Genomic DNA, 24,716 nt, shown 5'->3' with positions numbered 1-24,716 from the left:
TCAAGATAGAAATTTCCTCACTTGTTGCGCTAGCCCAGCGCGCTCAGCTTCTCTCTCGTTTTCCATAGTTTCCCTCTGCGTCTGATAAGCACGCAAAATTTGCTCGCTCTGATCCGTCTCTGCAATGTGAAGGATCGTTACCAACGGCAAATCGATCGTCGGATGAAACGCGCACATCTGATTGTGGAAAAACACTTCTGAAAGCGGCTCATCATCATGCCAGGTAGTCATGATAAATGACTCCTCGGGAATATCACCGTAGTCAAATCGTTCAAGGTTCGCATGGTCCACGCTGTCGTCCCAAGTCGAACAATCGTCCCCCCGAGCCATCATATAAAGGCATCCAGATGCGGCGATCCAGTCGCTTATTCGATCCCGCCAAGCCTCTTCGGCCACCTGTTCAATGATGACAATAACACGGCGATGCAGGAACTCTGGCTTCGGTAAATTGCTGCCGGACGGAAGATGGACATACTCAACCGTCTCCTGGCGCATTACCTCTCGACCTCGAACAAGCCCGCAAGCTGCTCGATAATCGTCCCGCCAAGCTGTTCCACGTCCATGATCGTCACCGATTTCTTGTAATATCGGGTCACGTCATGGCCGATGCCGATGGCGGCGAGTTGGACCGGGGAACTCTTCTCGATCCACTCGATCACCTTGCGCAGGTGCTGCTCAAGATAGCCCGCGGTGTTCACGCTGAGCGTGGAATCGTCGACCGGTGCGCCGTCAGAAATTACCATCAGGATACGGCGGTCCTCAGGGCGGCCGAGCAGGCGCTGATGCGCCCACAGCAGCGCCTCGCCATCGATATTTTCTTTCAGCAGCCCTTCGCGCATCATCAGGCCGAGATTGCGGCGCGCGCGGCGCCAAGGTTCGTCAGCCCTCTTGTAGATGATGTGACGCAGATCGTTGAGGCGTCCCGGATGCGGAGGCTTGCCATCGGCCAGCCATGCCTCTCGGCTTTGTCCGCCCTTCCACGCGCGTGTCGTGAACCCGAGAATTTCAGTCTTCACGCCGCAGCGTTCCAGTGTCCGCGCAAGAATATCCGCGCTGATCGCTGCGATGGAGATCGGCCGCCCGCGCATGGAACCGGAATTGTCGATCAGCAGCGTGACGACGGTGTCCTTGAATTCGACTTCCTGTTCCACTTTATAGCTGAGCGAATGGCCCGGCATGGTGACGACGCGGGCCAGACGGGCAGCATCCAGCAGCCCTTCTTCCTGGTCGAAATCCCAGCTGCGGTTCTGCTGTGCCATCAGGCGGCGCTGAAGACGGTTGGCGAGCTTGGTCACGATGCTTTGCAAACCGGTCAGCTGGCTGTCGAGATACGCGCGCAGCCGCTCCAGTTCCTCTGTGTCGCACAGCTCCGGCGCTTCGATTTCCTCGTCGAAACGGTTGGTGAAATACTTGTAGTCGAAATCGCCGGGAATATCGGTCCACGGCCGGTTCGGGCGCACCGGCATCATGCCTTCTTCGCCGTCGTCGCCAGCCTGCCCGTCGCTCATTTCCTCATCGGAAGTCTGCTCGGTTTCGCTTTCGCCGCTATCCTCGCCCTCGGTGGCTTCGCCAGCCATTTCTGTTGTCTGCGGATCAGCGCCTTCGGACTCGTCTTCGTTTTCGTCCTGCTGGTCTTCGTCCTCGCCCTGGTCGTCCTCGCCATCCTCGTCATCGGTGGTTGGGGATTCGTCTTCCTTGATCAGTTCGAGATGACGCAACATGTCGAGCGTAAGCGACTGAAACGACTTCTGATCATCAAGCGAAAGCGCCAGCGCCTCGAAATCGCCGCCGATCTTTTCCTCTATCGCACCGCGCACCATATCGACGCCCGCTGCCGCACGTTTTGGAACCGGCTTTCCGGTCAGCGCCTCTCTTAGCATCAGCGACAGAGCCGTCTGGACCGGAACATCCGCAGGATTTTGTGCACGCGAAATCGGATCTGATGCGACGCGCAGTTCAATTGCCGCATCAAGGTTTTCCGCTATCCCGCTGAAATTGTTGCTTCCCAGCGCCTCGTAGCGGACCTGCTCTGCAGCATCGTAAACCGCGCGGGCCAGCGGCTCGACCGGCGCATTTCGCGTATGGCTTGCTTCGTTATGATGCCGCAGCTTCAGTGCGAAACTGTCGGCAAAACCGCGCGCCTCAGCAGCCTGTTCAGGCGGCAGGTTGCGTCCCGGCAGAGGAACGCGGAAATTCTTGCCGCTGGAAGTCGGGCTGTCCGCGCTCCACGCAACTTCCACTTCCGCCTCACGCGCAAGCGCGCGGCTGGCGCTGGTCAGCGCCTGTTTGAATTGGTCGAGAGGAGTCTGGTCAGCCAAGGTTTATCAGACGATCGATTGCCCGGTCTTGGCCCAGTCAGCAAGGAACCCTTCGATGCCCTTGTCGGTCAGGATGTGTTTGAACAGACCCTTGATGACGGCAGGAGGTGCGGTCATCACGTCCGCGCCGATCAGCGCGCTTTCCAGCACGTGGGTAGCGTGGCGCACCGATGCGACCAGGATTTCGGTTTCGAAATCGTAATTGTCATAAATCTGGCGGATGTCACGGATCAGATCCATGCCGTTCGATCCATTGTCGTCATGCCGTCCGACGAACGGCGAAATGAAGGTCGCCCCGGCCTTTGCCGCAAGCAACGCCTGGTTGGCAGAGAAGCACAGCGTCACGTTCACCATCGTGCCGTCCAGCGTCAGTGCGTTGCAGGTTTTCAGCCCATCGATCGTCAGCGGTACCTTGATGCAGACATTGTCCGCGATCTTGCGCAGGACCTCTGCCTCTTTCATCATGGTTTCGTGATCGAGCGCGACGACTTCTGCGCTGACCGGGCCGTCGGTCAGGCCGCAGATTTCCCGGGTCACTTCCATGAAATCACGGCCGGATTTTGCGATCAGCGACGGGTTGGTGGTTACGCCGTCGAGCAGACCGGTCGAGGCCAGCTCCTTGATGTCGTCAATTTCAGCGGTGTCGGCGAAGAATTTCATGAACAGTGCTCCGGATTTGCGATTCCCGGTGGCCTTAAACAATGCAGCGGCCAGCGGCTAGGGGTTCGCCTCAAAGATTGCCCAGTCCGAACACGCCGATGATCAGCGGATCGTTGGTGCTTTGCGGGTCGCGCCGGATCGCCGCTTCCTCGATCCCCATTTCGTTCCAGATTGCGTCGTTGATCTGGCCGGAGAATCGGCTTGCAACCCCGCCGACGTCGACGCCGGAAAGCTGCGCAATGGCCCGACCGATTACCGGGTCGCTGGCAAGCCTGATCGCATCGCCAAGTTCCGGCACCATCGCCTCCACCAGGCTGTTGCCCATTTCGCCGCGTAGGAACGATGTCGCCGCGGTCGGCCCGCCGCGCACAAGCTGTTCGGCGGCCTGAATCCCAATCACCCGGACCGCATCGGCCACAATCGGTGCAGCCCGCTCCGCCCCCTCTATCGCAAGGTCGGCAAACGCATCTTCCAGCCGGGATTTGAACAGGGTCGAGGTGAGAATGCTGGCAAGGATATTGCCGCGCGTGCCCATCACGTTTTCAAGCCCGATCATGCCGACCTGCTGATCCCAATACCCGCCATCGGCGGTCAGCCGGGCAAAAGCGCGCTCGCTGGAAAGCAGCAGCAACCGGCGAATGGCATCGGTAAAACCGAATCCCGGCAGGCTGGCACAACCGGAAAGCGTGACCAGACCAACACTGCCCGCCCCCGCCATAAATGCGCGCCTGCTTGCAGCTGTATTCAACAAATCGGTCATTTCCCTGTCTCCTCACCTTGTCCCGGCACTGTAAAGCGTCCCATATTGAGCGCCTATCATGAACCGCGTCCGTCTCATCATATTCAATGCTGCACTTGGCCCCCTTGATTACAAGGTGCCCAAGGGCATGAAGGTCGAATACGGATCGGTGGTTGTCGCCCCGCTCGGTCCGCGCCAGATCATCGGCATCGTGTGGGAGGAAGAACGCCTCCCGGCAAACCCGGTTCCAGAGGCCAAGCTGAGACCAATCATCGAGGCCCTGCCGGTTCCCCCGCTTGGAAGGGAACTGCGCCGTTTGATCGAATGGACCGCCGATTATTATTGCGCGTCTCTCGCCTCGGTCGCGCGCATGGTCCTTTCATCCGGCGGGGCAATGCGCGGGCCAACGACGATGACCGAATACCGGCTGTCGGGCAGCGAACCAGAGCGCATGACCCCGCAGCGCGCAGTGGCGATGGACGCGCTGCAGAATGAACAGGCCACCATCCGCGAACTGGCTGAAATGGCAAGCGTCAGCGACGCGGTGCTGCGCGGGCTGGTCAATCAGGGGGTGCTGGAACCGGTCGAGGTGAATATCGACCGCCCTTACCCCAAGGCGCGTGCCGATCACGATCAACCCAAGCTGTCCGATGACCAGCAGCAAGTGGCAGACCGACTGACCGATGCCGTTAAGGCGCGGCAATTCGCCCCGTTTCTGCTCGACGGAGTTACTGGATCGGGCAAGACCGAAACCTATTTCGAACCGGTTGCAGCTGCGCTGCGCGACAACCGGCAGGTGCTGGTGCTGCTGCCGGAGATCGCCCTGACCGAGGCATTCCTGAGGCGTTTTGAAAACCGGTTCGGGGCGGCACCTATCGTCTGGCATTCAAGCCTGAAATCGACCGAGCGCCGCCGTGCATGGCGCGCGATTGCCAGCGGCGAAGCGCAGGTAGTTGTCGGCGCGCGGTCTGCCCTGTTCCTGCCCTATGCCAATCTGGGTCTGATCGTGGTGGACGAGGCGCACGAGATCAGTTTCAAACAGGATGAAGGCGTCCGCTACAACGCCCGTGATGTCGCGGTGATGCGCGCCCGGTTCGAGAAATTCCCGATCATTCTGGCCAGTGCTACGCCTGCGCTGGAAAGTCTGCAGATGGCGGAAAGCGGCATTTATGAGAGGCTGGAACTGCCCAGCCGTTTCGGCGGGGCCACCATGCCCACCATTTCCACGATCGACCTGACCCAGCACCCGCCGGAAAAGGGCCGTTGGCTGGCGCCGGAACTGGTGGAAGCGTTGCAGGACCGCCTCGAAAAAGGCGAACAATCGCTGCTGTTCCTCAACCGCCGCGGCTATGCCCCGCTGACCCTGTGCCGTAATTGCGGTTACCGGTTCGAATGCCCCAATTGCAGCGCCTGGCTGGTCGAACACCGGTTTACCCGCCGGCTGGCGTGCCATCATTGCGGACACGAAACCGCCCAGCCCGATAAATGCCCCGATTGCGGTGAACCCGACTGCCTTGTTGCCTGCGGGCCGGGGGTGGAGCGCATCGCCGACGAGGTTGCTGAAATCATGCCGGAAGCGCGCGTGGCGGTGGCGACTTCCGATACGCTCAACTCGCCGGAAAAGGCCGCAGAGTTTGTTGCGCAAGCAGAGGCGAAGGCAATCGACGTCATTGTCGGCACTCAACTGGTGACCAAGGGGTTCCACTTTCCCGATCTGACCCTGGTCGGGGTGGTCGATGCCGATCTCGGCTTGGAGGGCGGCGATCTGCGAGCTGCCGAACGCACCTATCAGCAGGTCGCGCAGGTCGCAGGGCGCGCGGGACGCGGCAGCAAGCCGGGCGAGGTTTTCATTCAGACCCGCCATACCGATGCGCCGGTGATCGCCGCGCTGGCCGACGGCGACCGCGACGCCTTCTACGAGGCGGAAACCGATGCACGGCGTCATGCGGGCGCGCCGCCGTTTGGCCGCTGGGCCGCCATCATCGTGTCGAGCGAAGACGAAGCAGAGGCGAAAGAGGCGGCCCGCGCCATTGGCGGAACGAGGCCGAACATTCAGGACGTCATGATATTGGGGCCAGCGCCCGCCCCCCTGTCATTGCTGCGCGGCCGGTACCGCTACCGCCTGCTGATCAACGCCCGCCGCAGCGCGCAGGTTCAGGATATTATCCGAAGCTGGCTCGGCGCCCTCGACTTCCCGCGCGGAGTTCGCGTAAGCGTCGATATCGACCCCTACAGTTTCGTCTAAGGAGCCTACTATGCTGACCGTCCACCACCTTGGTATCTCGCAATCGGAACGCATCGTCTGGCTCTGCGAAGAGCTTGGCCTCGATTACGAATACAAACGTTATAGCCGGCGCGAAGATAACCGGCTGGCACCTGACGAATACAAGGCGCTGCATCCGATGGGGATCGCCCCGGTCATTCAGGATGGCGACCTGGTGTTGGGCGAAAGTGGCGCTATTTGCGAATATATCGACCGCAAATATGGCGCTGCCAAACACTGCCTGGATGTTAGCCATCCCGATTTTGCCGATCATCTGTTCTGGTTCCACTTTACCAACGGCACCTTCATGACCAACGGCATGATGCAGCTGATGCTGTCCATGGCGGAACCGAAAAACCCGATGCCCGCCGAATTCGTCGCGGACCGCACGGCAAAGGCATGGACGATGGTGGAACAGCGTCTGGGCGAGGCGGAATTCTTCGGCGGATCGCAGCTGACGCTGGCAGACATCATGATGGTTTACTGCATCACCACCGCGCGCATGTTCCGTGACACCACGCTGGACGAAATGCCCAACACAGCCGCCTATCTCCAGCGCATTGGCCAACGTGACGCCTACAAGCGTGCCTGGGAAAAATGCGAACCGGGAATGCCCCCGCACCTGACCTGACGGGCACTGCCGCGCCGTTCGTGCATTGGACGGGCATGGCAGATCAAAACACAGGCCCGATCCTGGTTCCCGTGCTGGGTGACCAGCTGACCCGTACGCTCGCATCGCTGCGCGGCCGGACGAAGGACGACACCGTCATCCTGATGATGGAGGTGTGGGACGAGGCAACCTACGTCAAACATCACAAGCAAAAGATCGTACTGATCTTCTCTGCCATGCGCCATTTCGCGCAGGAATTGCGCGATGCGGGGTGGACGGTCGATTACACCAGGCTGACCGACAAGGACAACGCGGGCAGCTTCACCGGAGAGGTCGCCCGTGCGGCCGAACGGCACAATCCGCGCGCCATCCATATTGTCGAGGCCGGCGAATGGCGCGTCCAGCAAGCGATTGAGGAATGGCCGGACAAGTATGATTGCAAGGTGGAAATTCTGCCCGATGACCGTTTCGTCTGCTCGATTGCAGAATTCCGCGATTGGGCGGCGGACCGCAAAAGCCTGCGGATGGAAAACTTCTATCAGGAAATGCGCAAGAAGACCGGTCTGCTGATGGATGACGGCAAACCCGCTGGCGGGCAGTGGAATTACGACAAGGAAAACCGTGCGCCGCCCAAGGAAGGGATGTCCGCCCCCGCAAGACCCAAGCCAGAGCCGGACGAGATCACCCGCGAAATGATGGATCTGGTAGAGGCCGAATTCCCGGACCACTTCGGTGATCTCGGCCGCTTCCAATGGCCCGTGACACGCGACGAAGCGGAAACCGCTGCCGATGCATTCTTCGCAGAACGACTGCCCGATTTTGGCACCTATCAGGATGCGATGGTCCACGGGCAGGATGATCTGTTTCATTCCATGCTGAGCACTTCGATCAATCTCGGGCTGCTTGATCCGATGGAATTGTGCAGACGGGCAGAAGACGCATACCGAAACGGGGACGCGCCGCTGAATGCGGTAGAAGGGTTCATCCGCCAATTGATCGGCTGGCGCGAATATGTGCGCGGGTTTTACTGGCATCATATGCCCGACCTTGAAAGCGCGAACGCCCTGAATGCGCAGCGCGGCTTGCCCGAATTTTACTGGACTGGCGAAACGGATATGCGCTGCCTTGCAGACTGTATCCGCTCAACCCGCGAGAACGCGCACGCACACCACATCCAGCGGCTGATGGTACTGGGCAATTTCGCATTGCTGGCGGGGATCAAACCGCGTGAAGTGCAGGACTGGTTCCTGGTGGTCTACGCAGACGCGTATGAATGGGTGGAATTGCCCAACGTCGCGGCGATGATCCTGTATGCCGATGGCGGTAAACTGGCGAGCAAGCCCTATGCGGCCAGCGCGAATTACATCAACAAGATGAGCGATTACTGCAAGGATTGCGCCTATTCAGCCAGCAAGAAAACCGGCGAAGGAGCCTGCCCCTTCAATTCGCTCTATTGGCATTTCATGGACCGTCACCGCGACAGGTTGGAAAGCAACCACCGGATCGGGCGCATCTATGCCAATTGGGACCGCATGGGCGAAGACAAACAGCAGGATTATCTGGATACTGCCGACGCGTTTCTGCGCACGCTTACGCCGGCCAAAAGCGGCTGGGCGAGGGATTAACCTATTCGGAAATTGGTTGACGGGCTTTCCGGTTTCGGACCCAACGGGGCTGGATTACGTGGCCCTTTTTCATGGCCTCGCGCAGCAACCAGACGCCAGCGGTTGTCGCAATAACCAGCGCAATTACAGATGCCTCCAACCCGAATGCACCGCCCGATATCAGCGGGTGCCCGCTCATCTGCGATTCAACCAGCCCGTCCACCTGATTGCCGGAAACCGGTACATCCCAGACGTAGCCCTGCACGATATTCCAGCCGGCATGAAGGCCAATCGCAAGCCACAGATTGCGGGTATACATATAAGCAGCGCCGAGCAGGATGCCTGCCTCAATCGAGATTGCGAGCGAGGAAAACCAGGTTGCATTCGGGTTGTCTGCATGGAGGAAACCGAAAACCAGCGCAGAGATGACGAGCGCGGCCCAGCTTCCGGCGAACTCCTCCAGAAAACGGAAGATAATGCCCCGGGCGATGACTTCTTCGACGAACCCGGCGAAAAGCCCCGCCTGAAACAGGATCAGCGGCGCACTGGTCGATCCGCCCCAGCCGGTGATGGTGTAGGCGCCGAGAATAAAGGCCACACCGACGCACATTGTCATCAGCCACCCCGCACCGAGAAAGCCGAACAAAGTATCGCGCCCCGCCCCCTTTAATGGCAAATCATCGCGCGGCATTTCGCCCAGATGACGCAGCAAGACCTTGCTCAAGGCGAACATCAGCAGAACCGCAATCACGGCTGTCAGCCCCATCATCGCGGCATCGCTAAGCCCGGTATCCGGCAGCCGCGTGACCAGCCATCCAAACCCGAGGATGACACCGACGGCGGCGCCCAGTGCAATCACCAGCGAAACCAGCGGAAACGCAACCACCCGGCGCCATGTCGGCACGGTTCCCGAAGCATTAACGATTTCTGGCATGATGTTTCCCCTGAGCGGCCCGGTATTCAAGCCGGCAAGAATACGCAAAGCCCGCGCAAGTCAATCGCGTTTACCAAGCTCCCGCTTCAGCAATTCGCGCTTTATCTCCGTTCCGTAGGCGTAGCCGCCAATCGCCCCGTCCGATCTCACCACACGGTGGCACGGGATCAGCACCGCGACAGAGTTTGCCCCATTGGCGCTGCCCGCAGCCCGCACCGCTTTGGGATTACCCGCCGCAGCCGCAATCTGGGCATAGGACCGGGTTTCCCCTGGCGGGATCTTGCGCAATTGCTGCCACACCGCCTCCTGAAAAGCGGTACCTTTTACATCCAGCGGAATATGCGGCCCGTTTCCGGGTTGCTCCACTGCGGCAACGACCTGTTCCAGCAAGTCCGCGAAACTGGCATCTCCCTCGACCAGCTCGGCATTGGGGAAACGCCGTTCGAGCTCGTCCCTGCCCTCTCCGAAGGACAGGCGGCAAACACCCTTGCCGGTGGCTGCGACCAGCATTTCGCCCAGGCTGGTGGAGGTGATTGCATAGCGGATCATGGTATCGCGGCCGCCATCGCGCCACGCAGATGGGCTCATTCCGAAACGCTCCTTGTTTTCATCGTAAAATCTCGACGGGCCGGAATAGCCCGCATCATACATGGCATTGGTTACGGTGTCGCCGACTGACAAGGCGTCTTTCGCCCGCTCGCGCCGCAAGGCCCGGTGATATGCCGCAGGGGACAAGCCAACTTCCCGCTTGAACAGCCGCTGCAGATGGGTCGGCGAATATCCGGTGACGGTACCCAGCTTTTCCAGAGAGACCTGGCTTTCGCTCCCGCGCAGAACCTCAAGACAGCGAAGCACGGCTTCCTCGTCCGGGGCGATTGTTTCGGGGGTGCAGCGCTTGCACGGCCGCAGGCCCGCTGCCTCCGCATCGGCACCGCAGGCATAGAATTTCACGTTCTCGCGCTTCGGCGCACGCGCCGGGCAGGATGGGCGGCAATATATTCCGGTTGAATGAACCCCGGTTACAAACACGCCGTCGAATGCGCGATCCTTAGCCATGGCAATCTGCCAGCGCTGATCATCGGTGAGGTTTTTCGCGTCCATCGCCGTGCTCCTATGCCATCTGCTGTGCCCCTGATCCAGTAACAGGGTGTCACCGCCAGCTAGCGGCAATTGCACAAGACCGCTTCCCGAAGCTTGCGGTCAATGCAGGCACTCGCCTAAGCCCGAATCCTATGAAGCGTTTCCTGATACTGTGCGCCGCATTGTTCGGCCTGCTGATGCCCGCTCCGAGTTTTGCGGACCCTGCCGATATCAACGCCGCAGCACGCGGGGTCGTGCGCGTGGTGATCATCGGAACGGACGGAACCGACGTTTACCCGGTCAGCCATGGCAGCGGGTTTGCGGTGTCGCCGACCCGGATTGTCACCAATGCCCATGTCGTCACCCAAGCGGCGCAGGACGATACATTGCGGATCGGGATCGTACCTTCGGAAGGAAACGACGCCAATTTTGCGAAGATACTGTCGATCAGCCCGCGAAACGACCTCGCGCTGGTCGAAATCACAGGATCCCTGCGCCTCCCGCCTTTGACCATATCGGGCAATCCCAACAGCGACAGCGGCGAAGTATCCTCGGTCGGCTATCCCATGAATGTGGATCAGGCGCAGGGCCTCGATCTGAATGATATCTTCAATTCGCAGCCGCCGGTTAAAAGCCGAGGGTTCATTTCGGGTGCACGACCAAGCCGCCAGTTCGATACAATCCTTCACACCGCGCCAATCGCACGCGGCAATTCCGGCGGCCCGCTGCTGGATGGGTGCGGGCGCGTGCTTGGGGTGAACAGTTTCGGCGCCGATTCGGGCGGATCGGATGCGGAGTTTTTCTTTGCCGTTTCGACCAAGGAATTGCTGCCGTTCCTGCGCGCAAACAATGTCAATGCAAGGATCAACGCGCTGCCTTGCCGTAGCCTTGCCGATCTGGACGAGGCTGAACGGGAACGCATCGAACGGCAGCAGACGGCAGCGCGGGCTGAGTTGGCCGAAAGAGCGGAACAAACGCGTGCAAAGCGCGACCGCGTGCAACTGGAAGCAGAACAGGCGGTTCAGGAAGAGCGTGAGAACACCATGGCGCTCGCCTTCCTGCTGGTCCTGCTCGGGGTGGGCGCTGGCGTGATCGCTTGGCAGGCCTGGATGCAGCAAGGCGAACCGGCGACGGACGGCGACACACATGATAGCCGTACCGAACGCAAGCTGATGATTGCCGGCACGGTCGCCGCCGCCGCGCTGATCGCCGCGCTGGCGCTATGGTTCACCCGGCCCGGCCTCGACGCCATCGACCGCCGCGTCAATGCAGCCATGAACGAAGACGATGGTTCCGACGGCGCGAAGCAGCCTGCCAGCAGCAATGGCGAAGGCACCCTGCTGTGCACGCTGCAACTGGACCGCAGCCGGGTTACCGGGACGCCCGACCCGGAATTGCAATTCACCTGGGCAGAAGACGGCTGCGTGAACGAGCGGACCCAATACGGATTTTCCGGCGGCACCTGGTCGCGCATCTTTGTGCCCAATCAAGAAGACGCCGTATCGGTAAACCGGTATGATCCGGTCACAGGGGAATTCCGCACGGACCGTTATCTGCTGAGCCGCAATGCAATGACCAGCGCCCGCGAAGCGCGCGGCAAGTACACGCCGCCCAAGTGCGGAACCGATGGTGCCGCGGCGAGCCTTGGCGACATGCAGGGCGCGGTTACGGCAATGCTCCCGCAGCAGCCAAACGAACGCCTGGTATATAAGTGCGAGGCGAGGACCGACTAAGCCGCCAACGCATCTCCGCTCAGCGTGATGCGGTGCATTTCGCGGGCATACCCCTGATAATCGTTCATGGCGTTGTGCCATGTGACGCGGTTATCCCAGATGGCAACCGTGCCCGGCTGCCACACGACCTTGCATTCATTCTCCGCGCTCAGCGCCGCATCATATAGCCGGTTCAGCAGCGGCAGGCTCTCCTCGCGCGTGCGGCCGACAATATTGATGGTGAAAGAGCTGTTCACATACAGAAGCTTGCGGCCGGTGTGCGGGTGACGGATGACAATCGGGTGGACCGCGCCGGTTTTCATATCCTGACCGCGCAGCTCGCTGCCCATGTCAGTTTTCGCGTAAATCCCGTCTTCCTTATATACATGGTCGGCGGTGTGGAACGCCTCCAGCCCGTCGATCTCCTGCTTCAGATCATCGGGCAGCGCATCATAGGCTGCGCCCATATGTTTGAAATGCGTATCGCCGCCCTTGGGCGGGAGCGTGCGCGCCACCAGAATCGAACCCATTGCCGGTATCTGGTCGTAGGAATGGTCAGTATGCCATGCCCCGCCAATATTGGTTTCCTGATCGGCTTTCTTACGGACGATCGCGATTTCCGGGTATTCTTGTTCCAGCGGGAAATACTGGTTGATGTCGATCTGTCCCCAGCGCTTGGCGAAGGCGATATGTTCTTCCGGGGAAAACTCCTGCTCGCGAAACACGGCCACGCCGTTTTCGTAAATCAGCTGCTTGATCGTATCCATCGCTTCGCCTTCTACCTGCGAAAGCTGGATTCCGGTGACTTCTACGCCGCAATTGGGCGACATCGGTGTGGTTTTCATGGTCCTCTCCTCTGGCGATCAGCAGCCGCCTTGCGAGAAGTTTACGCGGAAGATGACAAGAGTCCATAGACTCGTCTTGCATCGTGCCATCCCCAATGATAGGGGCGCGCCAGCTTTGCAGAGGTCGTGATTCCACCGCCTTTTCAGACAAGGCTGATGCATCGTTATTTTCCGGACCCAAGAGGACCAAACGCGTGGAGAACTCCGCCGGTATTCAGGCCAGCCTGGCAGGGCGTTACGCATCTGCCTTGTTCGACCTTGCTTCAGAAGCAGGGACGGTTAGCGCAGTCGAATCCGATCTCGACAAGCTGCACGCAGCACTTGGCGAATCGGATGAGCTGCAAATGCTCATCAGCAACCCGCGGGTCACCCGCGCCGAAGCTGAAAAAGCCGTTTGGGGCATTTCTGCCCTGCTCGGCGTAACAGAGCTCACTCAGAATTTTCTCGGAGTGCTCGCGCAGAACCGCCGCCTTGGTGATCTGCCCGGCATGATCCGTGCATTCGGAACCATCGCAGCAGCGCAGCGCGGCGAAGTGACAGCCAATGTCACCAGCGCGCACGCACTGACGGACAGCCAGCTTGATACGCTCAAGAACAAGCTGACCGCACGCGAAGGTCGCACCGTAAAACTTTCTGCCGATGTCGACCCGGACCTTCTGGGCGGCCTCGTCGTTACAATTGGATCGAAGCGTATTGACGGCTCGATCCGCACCCGTTTGAATTCCCTCGCGAACGCGATGAAAGGCTAAATGATGGAAATCCGCGCCGCAGAAATCTCCAAGGTCATCAAGGACCAGATCGCCAATTTCGGCACCGAAGCTGAAGTCAGCGAAGTCGGTTCCGTTCTCTCCGTTGGTGACGGTATCGCCCGTATCCACGGCCTCGACAATGTTCAGGCTGGTGAGATGGTCGAATTCTCCAACGGTGTTCAGGGCATGGCGCTGAACCTGGAAGCCGACAATGTCGGTGTCGTGATCTTCGGCTCCGACGCCGAAATCAAGGAAGGCGACGTTGTAAAGCGGACCGGCACCATCGTGGACGTTCCGGTTGGCAAGGGCCTGCTGGGCCGCGTGGTCGACGCTCTTGGTAACCCGATCGACGGCAAGGGCCCGATCGTTGCCGACAAGCGCAGCCGCGTCGAAGTAAAGGCTCCGGGCATCATCCCGCGTAAATCGGTTGATGAACCTGTGCAGTCCGGCCTCAAGGCAATTGACGCTCTCGTTCCGGTTGGCCGCGGCCAGCGCGAACTGATCATCGGTGACCGTCAGACCGGTAAATCGGCTGTCGCGATCGACACCTTCATCAACCAGAAGGAAGCGCATCAGGGCGACGACGAAACGAAGAAGCTTTACTGCATCTACGTAGCTGTCGGCCAGAAACGTTCGACCGTTGCCCAGATCGTGAAGAGCCTCGAAGAAAACGGCGCGATGGAATATTCCATCGTTGTTGCCGCGACCGCTTCGGAGCCTGCACCGCTTCAGTTCCTCGCACCGTATACCGGCTGCGCGATGGGCGAATTCTTCCGCGACAACGGCATGCACGCCGTGATCGTGTATGATGACCTTTCCAAGCAGGCAGTTGCCTATCGTCAGATGTCGCTGCTGCTGCGTCGTCCTCCGGGCCGTGAAGCGTATCCGGGTGACGTGTTCTATCTCCACTCACGTCTCCTCGAGCGTGCGGCGAAGATGAACGACGACAATGGCGGCGGTTCGCTGACTGCACTGCCGATCATCGAAACTCAGGCTGGTGACGTTTCTGCCTACATTCCGACTAACGTGATTTCGATCACCGACGGCCAGATCTTCCTTGAAACCGACCTGTTCTATCAGGGTATTCGCCCCGCGATTAACGTGGGTCTGTCGGTTAGCCGTGTTGGCGGCGCCGCTCAGACGAAAGCGATGAAGAAGGTTTCGGGCTCGATCAAACTCGAACTCGCTCAGTACCGCGAAATGGCGGCCTTCGCGCAGTTCGGCTCGGACCTCGATGCTTCGACGCAGAAACTCCTCAACCGCGGTGCGCGCCTGACCGAGCTGCTCAAGCAGCCGCAGTTCTCGCCCATGCCGTTCGAAGAGCAGACCATTTCGATCTTCGCTGGCACCAACGGCTATCTCGACAGCATTCCGGTGGACCGTGTGAACGAATACGAATCCGCCATGCTGAGCTTCATGCGCAGCGAACACGCTGACATCCTCGCGACCATCCGCACCAGCGGCAAGTTCGACGATGTCAAGGACGACACCGTCAAGGCACTCGACGCATTCGCCAAGCAGTTCGCTTAAGCCTGAGAGAGAAATAGGGAGCCGACATGGCAAGCCTTAAAGAACTCAAGGATCGGATCGGGTCGGTTAAATCCACCCAGAAGATCACCAAGGCCAAGCAAATGGTCGCAGCCGCCAAGCTCCGCAAGGCGCAGGCAGCAGCCGAAGCCGCACGCCCTTATGCAGAGCGTCTGGCATCGGTCATGGCCGCCCTCGCCTCCAAGGTGTCGGGTGATGATGCACCAAAGCTGCTCGCCGGCACCGGTTCGGACAAGCGCCACCTGCTGGTGGTCGTGAACACCGACAAGGGTCTGTGCGGCGGTCTTAACGCGAACCTCGTTCGGGCGGCTGCCAACAAGGCCCGCGAATTGCAGGCCGCTGGCAAGGACGTTGAGTTCTATCTGGTCGGCAAGAAGGGCCGTGCCCCTCTGAAGCGCAATTTCCCGAACCAGATCGGCACTCACTTCGACACCAGCGACGTTCGTTATCCGGGCTTCGAAGAAGCGGCTAAAATCGCTGAAGAGCTGGTCGAAATGTACGATGGCGGCAAATTCGATGTTGCCCATCTCGTGTACCCGACCTTCAAGTCCGCTCTCGCGCAGGACCCGACTATCGATCAGATCATCCCGGTTCCGGCGCCAGCAAGCGCAGCGGACAGCGATGCCGTGGTCGAATACGAGCCGGGCGAAGAGGAAATCCTCGAAGAATTGCTGCCACGTTATGTGAAGACGCAAATCTTTGGCGCCCTGCTGGAAATCGCTGCATCCGAACAGGGCGCATCGATGACCGCAATGGACAACGCCACGCGCAACGCAGGCGACCTGATCAACAAGCTTACCATCCAGTATAACCGCAGTCGTCAGGCCGCGATTACCACTGAACTCATTGAAATTATTGCTGGCGCGGAAGCGCTTTAAGATCGAAGGCTAAGGAAGACACCATGGCTACCGCACCCGTACTCAACCAATCGACCAATGGCAGGATTGCCCAGGTCATCGGCGCTGTCGTCGACGTGGCGTTCCCCGGTGAACTGCCCGCAATTCTGACCGCGCTTGAAACCAAGAACGGCGATAACACGCTGGTTCTCGAAGTCGCCCAGCACCTTGGTGAGAACACCGTTCGCACCATCGCGATGGACGCGACCGAAGGCCTGACCCGCGGTCAGGAAGTCATCAACACCGGCAAGCAGATCACTGTGCCGGTTGGCCCGAAAACACTCGGCCGCATCATGAACGTTGTCGGTGAACCGATCGACATGCGCGGCCCGGTTGGCGCGGAAATGTCCGCCCCGATCCACGCAGAAGCACCTGCCTTTGTCGACCAGTCGACCGAAGCGGCAATTCTCGTCACCGGAATTAAGGTTATCGACCTTCTCGCACCTTACGCGAAAGGCGGTAAGATTGGCCTGTTCGGCGGCGCCGGCGTGGGCAAGACGGTTCTTATTCAAGAACTGATCAACAACATTGCGAAGGGTCACGGCGGCGTGTCCGTGTTCGCAGGCGTGGGTGAGCGTACCCGCGAAGGTAACGACCTTTATCACGAATTCCTCGACGCTGGCGTTATCGCCAAGAACGAAGCTGGCGAAGCGATCTCCGAAGGTTCGAAGGTTGCTCTCGTGTTTGGTCAGATGAACGAGCCTCCTGGCGCGCGTGCCCGTGTTGCTCTGTCGGGTCTGACGATGGCTGAATACTTCCGCGACCAGGAAGGTCAGGACGTTCTGTTCTTCGTCGACAACATTTTCCGCTTCACGCAGGCCGGTTCGGAAGTGTCCGCACTTCTCGGCCGTATCCCTTCGGCAGTGGGCTATCAGCCTACCCTGTCGACCGACATGGGTAACCTGCAGGAACGCATTACCTCGACGACCAAGGGTTCGATCACCTCGGTTCAGGCCATCTACGTTCCCGCAGATGACCTTACCGACCCAGCGCCAGCAACTTCGTTCGCCCACTTGGACGCAACGACCACGCTGAACCGCGCAATTTCGGAGCTGGGCATTTACCCGGCAGTTGACCCGCTCGACTCCACCAGCCGCGTCCTTGAGCCGCGCGTTGTTGGTCAGGAGCACTACGAGACTGCCCGTAAGGTTCAGGAAACGCTTCAGAAGTACAAGTCGCTTCAGGACATCATCGCAATTCTCGGCATGGACGAGCTTTCTGAAGAAGATAAGCTGACCGTTGCCCGTGCGCGTAAGATCCAGAAGTTCCTCTCGCAGCCGTTCCACGTTGCGGAAGTCTTCACCGGCATCTCCGGCAAGTTCGTCCAGTTGGAAGACACGGTTGCCTCGTTCAAGGCAGTTGTCGAAGGCGAATACGATCACCTTCCGGAACAGGCTTTCTACATGGTTGGCGGCATCAACGACGTAGTCGAAAAAGCCAAGAAGATGGCTGAGGACGCCTAAGCGATATGGCACTTCACTTCGAACTCGTAACACCGGCCAAGCTGGTCCGCTCGGAAGACGTCCACATGGTCGTCGTTCCCGGTGCGGAAGGCGAGTTCGGTGTGCTGGAAGGCCACGCGCCTTTCATGTCGACAGTCCGCGATGGTGCGGTTCAGGTTTACAAGACCGAAGGCGGCACGCCCGAGGAAATCGAAGTCCGCGGCGGTTTTGCCGAAGTGGGCGACAACGGCCTGACCGTTCTGGCGGAACACGTCGAAGGCTGATCCGTCAGCAAATCACGAATTTTGAAGGGCGGCCCACGGGTCGCCCTTTTTCGTTTGCCGCCTGGATAATGTGCCCGATTACCGCTTCACATTCGCATTGCGCTTGCCCAAGGTGAGGGCAGCACATCCCCACAGGAGAGGACATTTGAAACTTGTTTCATCACTTGCCATCGCGGCGGCCATTGCCATGACTGCATCCCCTGCCGCCGCCGACCATCACAGCACCGGTGAAATGGCCGATCAAACTACTGATGATGGCGTACCCGGCCCTGAGCAAGACCCTTACATCTGGCTGGAGGAAGCCCGCAGTGACGAGGCGCTAGCCTGGGTCAGGGCCGAGAATGAGCGCACCACCGAGCTGCTCGCCAGCGATCCGCGCTTCGACAAGCTCAAAAACGATGCGCTGGAAATCTACGACAGCGAAGACCGCATCCCGTTCGTCAGCTTTTCCAAATTCGGACTGACCAATTTCTGGCAGGATAAACAGAACCCGAAAGGCCTGCTGCGCCGCACATCGCGCGAAAGTTATCAGACCGATAATCCCGAGTGGGAAACGGTCCTCGACGTCGATGCCCTCGCCGCCGCAGAAGGCCGAGAGTGGGTCTATAAAGGTTCAACCTGTCTGCCCCCAGAAGGCCGGATGTGCATGATCGCGCTGTCCGATGGCGGGAAGGATGCGGCAGAGCTGCGCGAATTCAACATGGAAACCGGTGAATTCGTGGATGGCGGGTTTTACCTTCCGGAAAGTCAGGGCAGCGTCGAATGGCTGGATGCTGACACCATGCTGGTCACGCGCAATTTCGACGAAACGTTGATGACGGAAAGCGAATATCCGTTCACCACCCGCCTGTGGAAGCGCGGCCAGTCGATCGATGACGCAGAAGAGATTTTCCGCGGATCGCCCAAAGACGTCTGGTCCGGTGCCAGCCTGCTGCGCGACAGCACGGGCAAGGTTCACGCACGCACCGCATTTCGGGGCGTCAGTTTCCACGAGACCGAATACTATGTCGACATGGACGGCGAGTGGCTGAAGCTCGACATCCCGCTCAAGGCTGCACCCTACGGCATTGTCGATGGCCACCTGCTCTATTCGACCGATGTCGACTGGAAGGTGGGCGGGCAGACTTTCCCTGCTGACAGTCTGATCGCGGTTGATCTTGAGGAATGGAAAGCTGATCCCAACGGCGCTGCCAAAACGCTCGTATGGGCACCGGCAGACCGCCAGACGAAGCGCGGCGGGGCAATCACTGCCAACCATCTGTATGTCGGCATGCTCGACAATGTGGTGGGCAAGGTGATCCGTTTCGATTTCACAGACGGTGCCTGGACATCGAAGGAAGTCGAATTGCCCGGCAATGCCACGGTCGGCATTGCGGCATCATCGGAAGAGACAGACGAGATCATGTTCTCCGTCACCGATTTCCTGACCCCCACTACATTGTATTATTCCGACGGCGGGGCGCCAGAGGTGATCAAGACCAGTCCGGAATATTTCAACGCGGAAGGGTTCGAGGTTGAGCAGCACGAGGCTGTTTCCGCCGATGGTACCAAGATCCCCTATTTCATCGTCAAGCCGGAGGGGATGGAACTGGACGGCAGCACACCGATCCTGATGTCCGGCTACGGCGGGTTCCAGATTCCGCGCCTGCCCAGCTATCTCGGCAGCACCGGCAAGCTGTGGCTCGAAAATGGCGGAGCCTATGTACTCGGCAATATGCGCGGCGGCGGGGAATTCGGCCCGGGCTGGCACCAGACCGCGATCCGCGAAAACAAGCAGCGCACCTGGGATGATTTCATCGCCATTGGCGACGATCTGGTCGAGCGCGGTTTTACCTCGCCAGAACATCTGGGCATCCAGGGCGGATCGCAGGGCGGCCTGCTGGTCGGCACGGCGTTTACACAGCGTCCGGACCTGTTCGGCGCAGCGATTGTCGCAATTCCGCTGTTCGACATGCTGCGCTATCACGAGATCGGACGCGGCGCATCGTGGATCGGCGAATATGGTGATCCGCGCATTCCGGAACAGCGCGCATGGATCGAAGGGTATTCACCCTATCAGAAGCTGGTCGACGGCGTGGATTTCCCCGCGCCATTCTTCTGGGCATCGACCGCAGATGACCGGACCCATCCGGCGCACGCACGCAAAGGTGCGGCGCGCATGAAGGAACTTGGCCAGCCATATTATTACTACGAAGATATGACCGGCGGTCATTCAGGCGGCGTCGATAACGAACAGCGCGCGCGGCTCCAGGCTCTGCAATATGTTTACCTGTTGCAGCGACTCAAGGATGATGAAGCGGCCGAATAACCAGCTTGCGATGAGACGAAAGGGCGGCCCTGCGGTCGCCCTTTTTCGTTTGCGGACCCGCAGCTTGGCAACTCGGCGCGTTCCTGAAACGCTTCACCTTCCGGAATATCGTTAGGGTGAAATTCACCATGTTTGGAAAGGCGGAATAAAGGATTTCCGGCAAGATTTGGCTTCAACAGGGGGCTGAATCTGGAGAATTAACAATGCCTAATGCCGTACCCCCAAGTGCCATGCGCCGCGATGTCCGTTCTCGCATAGAGCGCGCCGGCCTGCCGCCGCATCACCGTGTCCACTGGTCCGATGCCCGCAAGGCCGATGTCGTGAAGGCGGTCCGCGATCAGTTGATCACTTTCGATGAGGCCAGGTGGAATTACCTGCTCAGCCGGAGTGAATTCGAAAGCTGGCAGCGCCAGTTTGCGAAAGAGACAGACCGTCACCGCGAACTTGAACTGGGCTGACTTGATAACCGCCGCATAGGCGATTTTGCGACAGCCGTTCTTGTCCCGGCTGCTCGCAAGTTACTCTGGCCCCCAAGAGCCGCCCGGCATCAACGCGAATTCCTGGTCTTTGCGTGAAAGTCGGGCGGTTTGTCTTTTACCCACCGGACGAATTTCGCCACCCGTTCATGTGCCAGGATCAACTCGCGATCTTCACCCATTCTCGCCAGTTCGGCATTGGTGAAGGTTACATGGATCGTCTTGTGGCAGATGGGATGAACCGGAACCGTGTCCCGCCCCTTTTTGGATTTGGGCACGGTGTGATGCCACTGTATCCGTTTCGCAAACGGCCGTGCGCATAGCCAGCAGGTTGGTTCATCACTCAACGTTCAACTTCGGGCGGATCGGCGCGCATTGTGGCCCCGGTGAAGATATCCTCTATCTCTCCGAACGCACGCTTTGCTGCGTCATACTGGACTGGCATTTCTGCCTGCCCGCCAGCGCAAAGCTGCATCCCGACAAATTCTTCACCGCGCATGATAACGACCCCATCGCTGATTGCCGGATTGTTGGGTTCGCCAGGCGCAAAGTTGGTTCGGATCATGCGGCTGAAAACGATGTAATCGGTATCGCCGTTTGAAAACAGTATCTGCGATTCGCCGCCGCCCGAATACATGGTGTTCGACCATTTGCCGCCCGAGAGCGCCAGTTCGGGAGCGTCTTTGCCGAAGCGGTATTGCGCCTTCCCATCAGCCGCTGCGCACACGGCAAGACGCTTGCCGGCCGCCATCTCGCAGGAGAAAATCGTTTCTTCCTCCTCAGTGCAGTCGACCGGCGTGCGCGGCGCGGGATTTGCGGCCGCAGAAGACGGATCCGAAGCGCCTGACACTTTGTCTGGCGCTTGCGAACCTACCACATCGGCGATTTCTTCTGGCGCGGCCTCCGGCGCGGTGTCTGCGGCCTGCTCACAGCCAGCCAGCAGGGCGAATGAAGCCAGGGCCAGTGCGCGCCGCATCACTTCTTCGCCGCTGCCTTTTTCTTTTTCATCGCGTCATGGAAGCGGTCTGCCCAGCCGGGTTTGACCAGCTGTTCACCGCGCACCATGCGCAAATCGCCCGGGCCCACATCGCGGCTGACCGCGCTGCCAGCCGCCACGATCGCATCTGCGCCGATAATGACCGGTGCGATCAGCGCGCTGTTGCTGCCGATGAAGGCCCGTTCGCCGATCACCGTCTTGTGCTTGAAATACCCGTCATAATTGCAGGTAATGGTTCCGGCACCGATATTGGCCCCTGCCCCGATATCCGCATCGCCGAGATAGGTCAGGTGGCTTGCCTTGGCGCCCTTGCCCATCACCGCCTTTTTCATCTCGACGAAGTTGCCGATTTTGGCGCCTTCTTCCAGCACCGCACCCGGGCGCAGGCGCGCATAAGGGCCGACGCTGCAATGTTCGCCCACTGTCGCCCCTTCAAGGTGGCTGAACGCGCGGATCGTCGCATGGTCGGCAATTTTCACGCCGGGTCCGAAGACGACGTTGGGTTCAACCTCCACATCGCGGCCCAGCTCGGTATCCCAGCTGAAAAATACGGTTTCTGGTGCTCTGAGCGACACACCGGCGGCCATCGCCTCTTCCCGCTTGAAAGTCTGCCACTGCGCCTCTGCCGATGCCAGCTCGGCGCGCGAATTGATGCCCGCCACTTCGTCCGGGGTGGTTTCAACCGCGACCACACGGCTCCCCTCTGCAATCGCGTTGGTCGCGACATCGGGCAGGTAGTATTCGCCTTGCGCGTTATCGTTGCCGACGCTTTCGAGCAGGCGCCAGATGTCGTTGCTATGCGCCACGATTACGCCCGAATTGCACAGGTCGCATTTGCGCTCTTCCTCGCTGGCATCCTTGTGCTCAACCATCTTGCGCACGGTTCCGTCGGCATCGGCGATAATGCGGCCATAGGCGAGAGTATCGGTAGGCCGGAACCCGAGCACCGCAACCTTGGTATCTCCGGTGAGCGCATCACACAATTTGCGGACAGTCGCGGCCTTGACCATCGGGCAGTCACCGAAACTGACCATCACCAGTCCGTCGAAACCGGCCAGTGCATCCTTCGCCATCAGAGCAGCATGGGCCGTCCCAAGCTGCGGTTCCTGCAGCGAAACCGTGACATTCCGGTATGCCACGGCATCGCGCAATTGCTCGTGCCGGTCACCGGCCACCACAACGGTGTGCGAAGGCGACAATTCTTCGAAGCTGTCCAGCAAATGGAACAGCATCGGTTTACCCCCGATCGGGTGCAGGACCTTGTGCAGGTCGGATTTCATGCGAGTGCCCTTGCCAGCGGCGAGGATAATGGCTGCAAATTTGTTCATCCGGCTCCCTTGCCAGCAATCGCTTGCGGTTTGAAGTCAGTTCAGCCACCCCTTCACGGCAATGAATCATTTTCCCTACAGCGCCATCGGCTTCGACCTCGATGGAACCTTGCTCGACACGTTTCGCGACCTTGGCGAGGCGGTCAATCACGCGCTTGAACTGGGCGGCTTCAAGCCGGTGCCGGTGGACAGTTCGAAGGATTTGATCGGCGGCGGGGCCAAGATCATGCTGTCGCGCGCAGTCGATGCCCAAGGCGGTATGGAGCGGGAGGATTTCCGCGCGCTGTACAAGAAAATGCTCGCCTTTTACGCAGACAACAACGCGGTCCACTCGCGCCCCTATCCGGGGGTGATCGATACACTCGACCAGTTGGCCGAACACGGCGTGAAAATGGCGGTAGTGACCAACAAGTTCGAAAGTTTCGCCACCGATATCCTCACCCAGCTTGGCCTGGCGGATCGGTTTGTCACGATAATCGGTGGCGACACGATGGGCCGCGGCCGGGATGGGCAATTGCTGGCAAAGCCGGCCCCCGATCCGGTAATCGAGGCGCGCAAACGCTGCGCCGCCGTTCAGGACAGCACCGGCCATTTCGCATTTGTGGGCGACAGTTCCTACGATGTCGCCGCCGCGAAAGCAGCCGGTGTTCCTGTTATCGTCGCGGCGTACGGCTATTGCGACAAGCCGCCGCACGAACTGGGTGGACACGCCGTGATCGATGGTTTCGACGGCCTGATTCCGGCGCTCCACGGCCTCCCCCGCCCCTGATTCGCCGCATTGGCGGTTTATCGACGCTACGGAATGGCGGACCGGCTTGTTCGCAGTTGCAACAGGCACGATAAACTGCCACTTCACCCTCACGTTTACGGGAACGTAAAGCCCGTTCGGAATTCGGCCCTCCCCCGGGCCAAAGCAAGATGGAGAGAAAGCCATGACCATTTCGTTCAAGGATCGCGTAGCAATCGTAACCGGCGCCGGTGGCGGCCTGGGCCGTGAATACGCGCTCGAACTCGCACGCCGCGGCGCGAAGGTCGTCGTAAACGACCTCGGCGGATCGCGTGACGGCACCGGCACTTCGGACGCGGCTGCACAGGTTGTCGAAGAAATCGAAAAAGCTGGCGGTGAAGCAATCGCCAACGGAGCCTCGGTCACCGAATATGACCAGATGGAAAAGATGGTTGCCGACGCCAAGCAAAAGTGGGGCGGTGTCCACGTCCTGATCAACAACGCCGGCATTCTGCGCGACAAGAGCTTCGCGAAAATGACGCCGGACGACTTCGAGCTGGTCGTGAAAGTCCACCTGCTGGGTTCGGCCTATGCGACCAAGGCTTGCTGGGAAACTTTCCGCGAACAGGCCTACGGCCGTATTCTGATGACTTCCAGTTCGACCGGTCTGTTCGGCAATTTCGGCCAGGCAAACTACGGCGCTGCCAAGCTCGGCCTTGCCGGCCTGACCAAGACGCTCCACCTCGAAGGCGCGAAGTACAACATCCGCTGCAACTCGCTGTCGCCGGTTGCCGGTACCCGCATGACCGAGGACCTGTTCCCGGCTGAAGCGTTCAAGCTGTTTTCGCCTGAAAACGTTGCCCCGGCTGCGCTGTATCTCGTTAGCGAAGATGCACCGACCAACCAGATCGTTGGTGCCGGTGCAGGCGGCTTCCACAGCGCATGGGTGACCATGAACGACGCGGTCTGGCTGCAGGAAGGCGAGCGCACAGTCGAAGGTTTCGCAGCCCGTTGGGACGACATCAATTCGATGACCAACCTCAAAGCCCCTCAGTCGGGTGCAGAACAAAGCGCTGCTATCCTGAAGGCGATGCAGGAAGTGCTCGGCCCTGATGCTGCGCCGTCCAGCACGCGTGGCTAAGCGCCTACTGTATTGACACAGTAACACACTGGGCCTACTCCATCCCTTCCACAGG

Annotated in this window: 22 protein-coding genes and 1 pseudogene; 13 read left to right on the top strand and 10 right to left on the bottom strand. The window is 59.7% G+C overall.

Annotation, left to right across the window (positions count from 1 at the left end; all coding sequences use genetic code 11):
* From PO778_RS01860 to PO778_RS01845, 4 genes are all read right to left on the bottom strand, one after another.
* Window positions 1-495 carry a DUF7684 family protein gene (locus PO778_RS01860; RefSeq protein ID WP_271438414.1) on the bottom strand — a complete coding sequence of 165 codons (495 nt, stop codon included), beginning with the start codon at window positions 493-495 and terminating at the stop codon, window positions 1-3.
* Window positions 495-2,318: a cobaltochelatase subunit CobT gene (gene cobT / locus PO778_RS01855; protein WP_271438413.1), complete on the bottom strand. Its 1,824-nt coding sequence runs from the start codon at window positions 2,316-2,318 to the stop codon at window positions 495-497. Before cobT ends, PO778_RS01860 begins: the two co-directional genes overlap by 1 nt.
* A gap of 6 nt (window positions 2,319-2,324) precedes the next feature.
* Complete coding sequence (fsa, locus tag PO778_RS01850; protein WP_160729417.1) at window positions 2,325-2,978, bottom strand: fructose-6-phosphate aldolase; 654 nt, start codon at window positions 2,976-2,978, stop codon at window positions 2,325-2,327.
* A gap of 70 nt (window positions 2,979-3,048) precedes the next feature.
* On the bottom strand, window positions 3,049-3,738 hold the full coding sequence (locus tag PO778_RS01845) for a DUF4197 domain-containing protein (RefSeq protein ID WP_160729416.1): 690 nt from the start codon (window positions 3,736-3,738) through the stop codon (window positions 3,049-3,051).
* A 58-nt stretch (window positions 3,739-3,796) separates the two neighbouring features.
* On the opposite strand from PO778_RS01845, the gene PO778_RS01840 reads away from it, so the two are divergent.
* The 3 genes and pseudogenes from PO778_RS01840 (at window position 3,797) to PO778_RS01830 (ending at window position 8,215) form a co-directional block, all read left to right on the top strand.
* The gene (locus PO778_RS01840) at window positions 3,797-5,962 is read left to right on the top strand and encodes a primosomal protein N' (protein WP_160729415.1); all 2,166 of its coding nucleotides are present in this window, start codon (window positions 3,797-3,799) and stop codon (window positions 5,960-5,962) included.
* Between the two features lie 10 nt (window positions 5,963-5,972).
* A pseudogene (locus PO778_RS01835) lies at window positions 5,973-6,542 on the top strand (glutathione S-transferase family protein); the annotation flags it as partial.
* A gap of 104 nt (window positions 6,543-6,646) precedes the next feature.
* Window positions 6,647-8,215, top strand: a complete 1,569-nt coding sequence (locus tag PO778_RS01830) for a cryptochrome/photolyase family protein (RefSeq protein WP_271438411.1) — start codon at window positions 6,647-6,649, stop codon at window positions 8,213-8,215.
* Window position 8,216: 1 nt separating this feature from the next.
* Here the strand turns inward: PO778_RS01830 and PO778_RS01825 are convergent, their stop codons facing one another.
* Both PO778_RS01825 and ada read right to left on the bottom strand, forming a co-directional pair.
* Complete coding sequence (locus tag PO778_RS01825; protein WP_271438410.1) at window positions 8,217-9,128, bottom strand: CPBP family intramembrane glutamic endopeptidase; 912 nt, start codon at window positions 9,126-9,128, stop codon at window positions 8,217-8,219.
* 60 nt (window positions 9,129-9,188) lie between these two features.
* On the bottom strand, window positions 9,189-10,229 hold the full coding sequence (gene ada / locus PO778_RS01820) for a bifunctional DNA-binding transcriptional regulator/O6-methylguanine-DNA methyltransferase Ada (RefSeq protein ID WP_271438409.1): 1,041 nt from the start codon (window positions 10,227-10,229) through the stop codon (window positions 9,189-9,191).
* A gap of 131 nt (window positions 10,230-10,360) precedes the next feature.
* Between ada and PO778_RS01815 the strand changes: the two genes are divergently transcribed.
* On the top strand, window positions 10,361-11,941 hold the full coding sequence (locus PO778_RS01815) for a S1 family peptidase (protein WP_271438408.1): 1,581 nt from the start codon (window positions 10,361-10,363) through the stop codon (window positions 11,939-11,941).
* On the opposite strand, the gene PO778_RS01810 is transcribed toward PO778_RS01815, so the two are convergent.
* Window positions 11,938-12,765, bottom strand: a complete 828-nt coding sequence (locus tag PO778_RS01810) for a TauD/TfdA dioxygenase family protein (protein WP_271438407.1) — start codon at window positions 12,763-12,765, stop codon at window positions 11,938-11,940. The genes PO778_RS01815 and PO778_RS01810 overlap by 4 nt on opposite strands.
* Before the next feature lie 194 nt (window positions 12,766-12,959).
* Here PO778_RS01810 and PO778_RS01805 point away from each other — a divergent pair, with 194 nt between their 5' ends.
* The 7 genes from PO778_RS01805 to PO778_RS01775 all read left to right on the top strand — a co-directional run bounded on the left by PO778_RS01805 (window position 12,960) and on the right by PO778_RS01775 (window position 20,450).
* Window positions 12,960-13,514 carry a F0F1 ATP synthase subunit delta gene (locus PO778_RS01805; protein ID WP_160729410.1) on the top strand — a complete coding sequence of 185 codons (555 nt, stop codon included), beginning with the start codon at window positions 12,960-12,962 and terminating at the stop codon, window positions 13,512-13,514.
* A gap of 3 nt (window positions 13,515-13,517) precedes the next feature.
* Window positions 13,518-15,044, top strand: coding sequence for a F0F1 ATP synthase subunit alpha (gene atpA / locus PO778_RS01800; protein ID WP_271439324.1), 1,527 nt, complete (start codon window positions 13,518-13,520; stop codon window positions 15,042-15,044).
* Between the two features lie 26 nt (window positions 15,045-15,070).
* A complete protein-coding gene (locus PO778_RS01795; protein ID WP_160729409.1) occupies window positions 15,071-15,940 on the top strand; it encodes a F0F1 ATP synthase subunit gamma in 870 nt (289 codons plus the stop codon).
* A 23-nt stretch (window positions 15,941-15,963) separates the two neighbouring features.
* On the top strand, window positions 15,964-17,421 hold the full coding sequence (atpD, locus tag PO778_RS01790; RefSeq protein WP_160729408.1) for a F0F1 ATP synthase subunit beta: 1,458 nt from the start codon (window positions 15,964-15,966) through the stop codon (window positions 17,419-17,421).
* A gap of 5 nt (window positions 17,422-17,426) precedes the next feature.
* A complete protein-coding gene (locus PO778_RS01785) occupies window positions 17,427-17,684 on the top strand; it encodes an ATP synthase F1 subunit epsilon (RefSeq protein ID WP_271438406.1) in 258 nt (85 codons plus the stop codon).
* Between the two features lie 145 nt (window positions 17,685-17,829).
* Entirely contained in the window at window positions 17,830-19,992 is a 2,163-nt protein-coding gene (locus tag PO778_RS01780) for a prolyl oligopeptidase family serine peptidase (RefSeq protein ID WP_271438405.1), read from the top strand.
* A gap of 203 nt (window positions 19,993-20,195) precedes the next feature.
* Window positions 20,196-20,450, top strand: coding sequence for a DUF1153 domain-containing protein (locus tag PO778_RS01775; protein WP_235903568.1), 255 nt, complete (start codon window positions 20,196-20,198; stop codon window positions 20,448-20,450).
* Window positions 20,451-20,539: 89 nt separating this feature from the next.
* Here the strand turns inward: PO778_RS01775 and PO778_RS01770 are convergent, their stop codons facing one another.
* From PO778_RS01770 to glmU, 3 genes are read right to left on the bottom strand one after another with little or no spacing between them, the layout of a single operon-like run.
* Window positions 20,540-20,815, bottom strand: coding sequence for an HNH endonuclease (locus PO778_RS01770; RefSeq protein ID WP_271438404.1), 276 nt, complete (start codon window positions 20,813-20,815; stop codon window positions 20,540-20,542).
* Window positions 20,812-21,444 carry a hypothetical protein gene (locus PO778_RS01765; RefSeq protein WP_271438403.1) on the bottom strand — a complete coding sequence of 211 codons (633 nt, stop codon included), beginning with the start codon at window positions 21,442-21,444 and terminating at the stop codon, window positions 20,812-20,814. The genes PO778_RS01770 and PO778_RS01765 overlap by 4 nt, the downstream gene beginning before the upstream one ends.
* Complete coding sequence (gene glmU / locus PO778_RS01760; protein WP_271438402.1) at window positions 21,444-22,793, bottom strand: bifunctional UDP-N-acetylglucosamine diphosphorylase/glucosamine-1-phosphate N-acetyltransferase GlmU; 1,350 nt, start codon at window positions 22,791-22,793, stop codon at window positions 21,444-21,446. Before glmU ends, PO778_RS01765 begins: the two co-directional genes overlap by 1 nt.
* 61 nt (window positions 22,794-22,854) lie before the next feature.
* Between glmU and PO778_RS01755 the strand changes: the two genes are divergently transcribed.
* Window positions 22,855-23,562: an HAD hydrolase-like protein gene (locus PO778_RS01755; protein WP_271438401.1), complete on the top strand. Its 708-nt coding sequence runs from the start codon at window positions 22,855-22,857 to the stop codon at window positions 23,560-23,562.
* Window positions 23,563-23,725: 163 nt separating this feature from the next.
* Window positions 23,726-24,661 (top strand): SDR family NAD(P)-dependent oxidoreductase, encoded by a 936-nt coding sequence (locus tag PO778_RS01750; RefSeq protein WP_160729402.1) that lies wholly within the window; start codon window positions 23,726-23,728, stop codon window positions 24,659-24,661.
* Window positions 24,662-24,716 lie beyond the last annotated feature (55 nt).

Origin of the sequence: Pontixanthobacter luteolus (assembly GCF_947494915.1) — a bacterium.
GTDB lineage: Bacteria > Pseudomonadota > Alphaproteobacteria > Sphingomonadales > Sphingomonadaceae > Pontixanthobacter > Pontixanthobacter luteolus.
The sequence above is the reverse complement of the archived record's forward strand: the minus strand, read 5'-3'. Positions and strand labels throughout refer to the sequence as shown.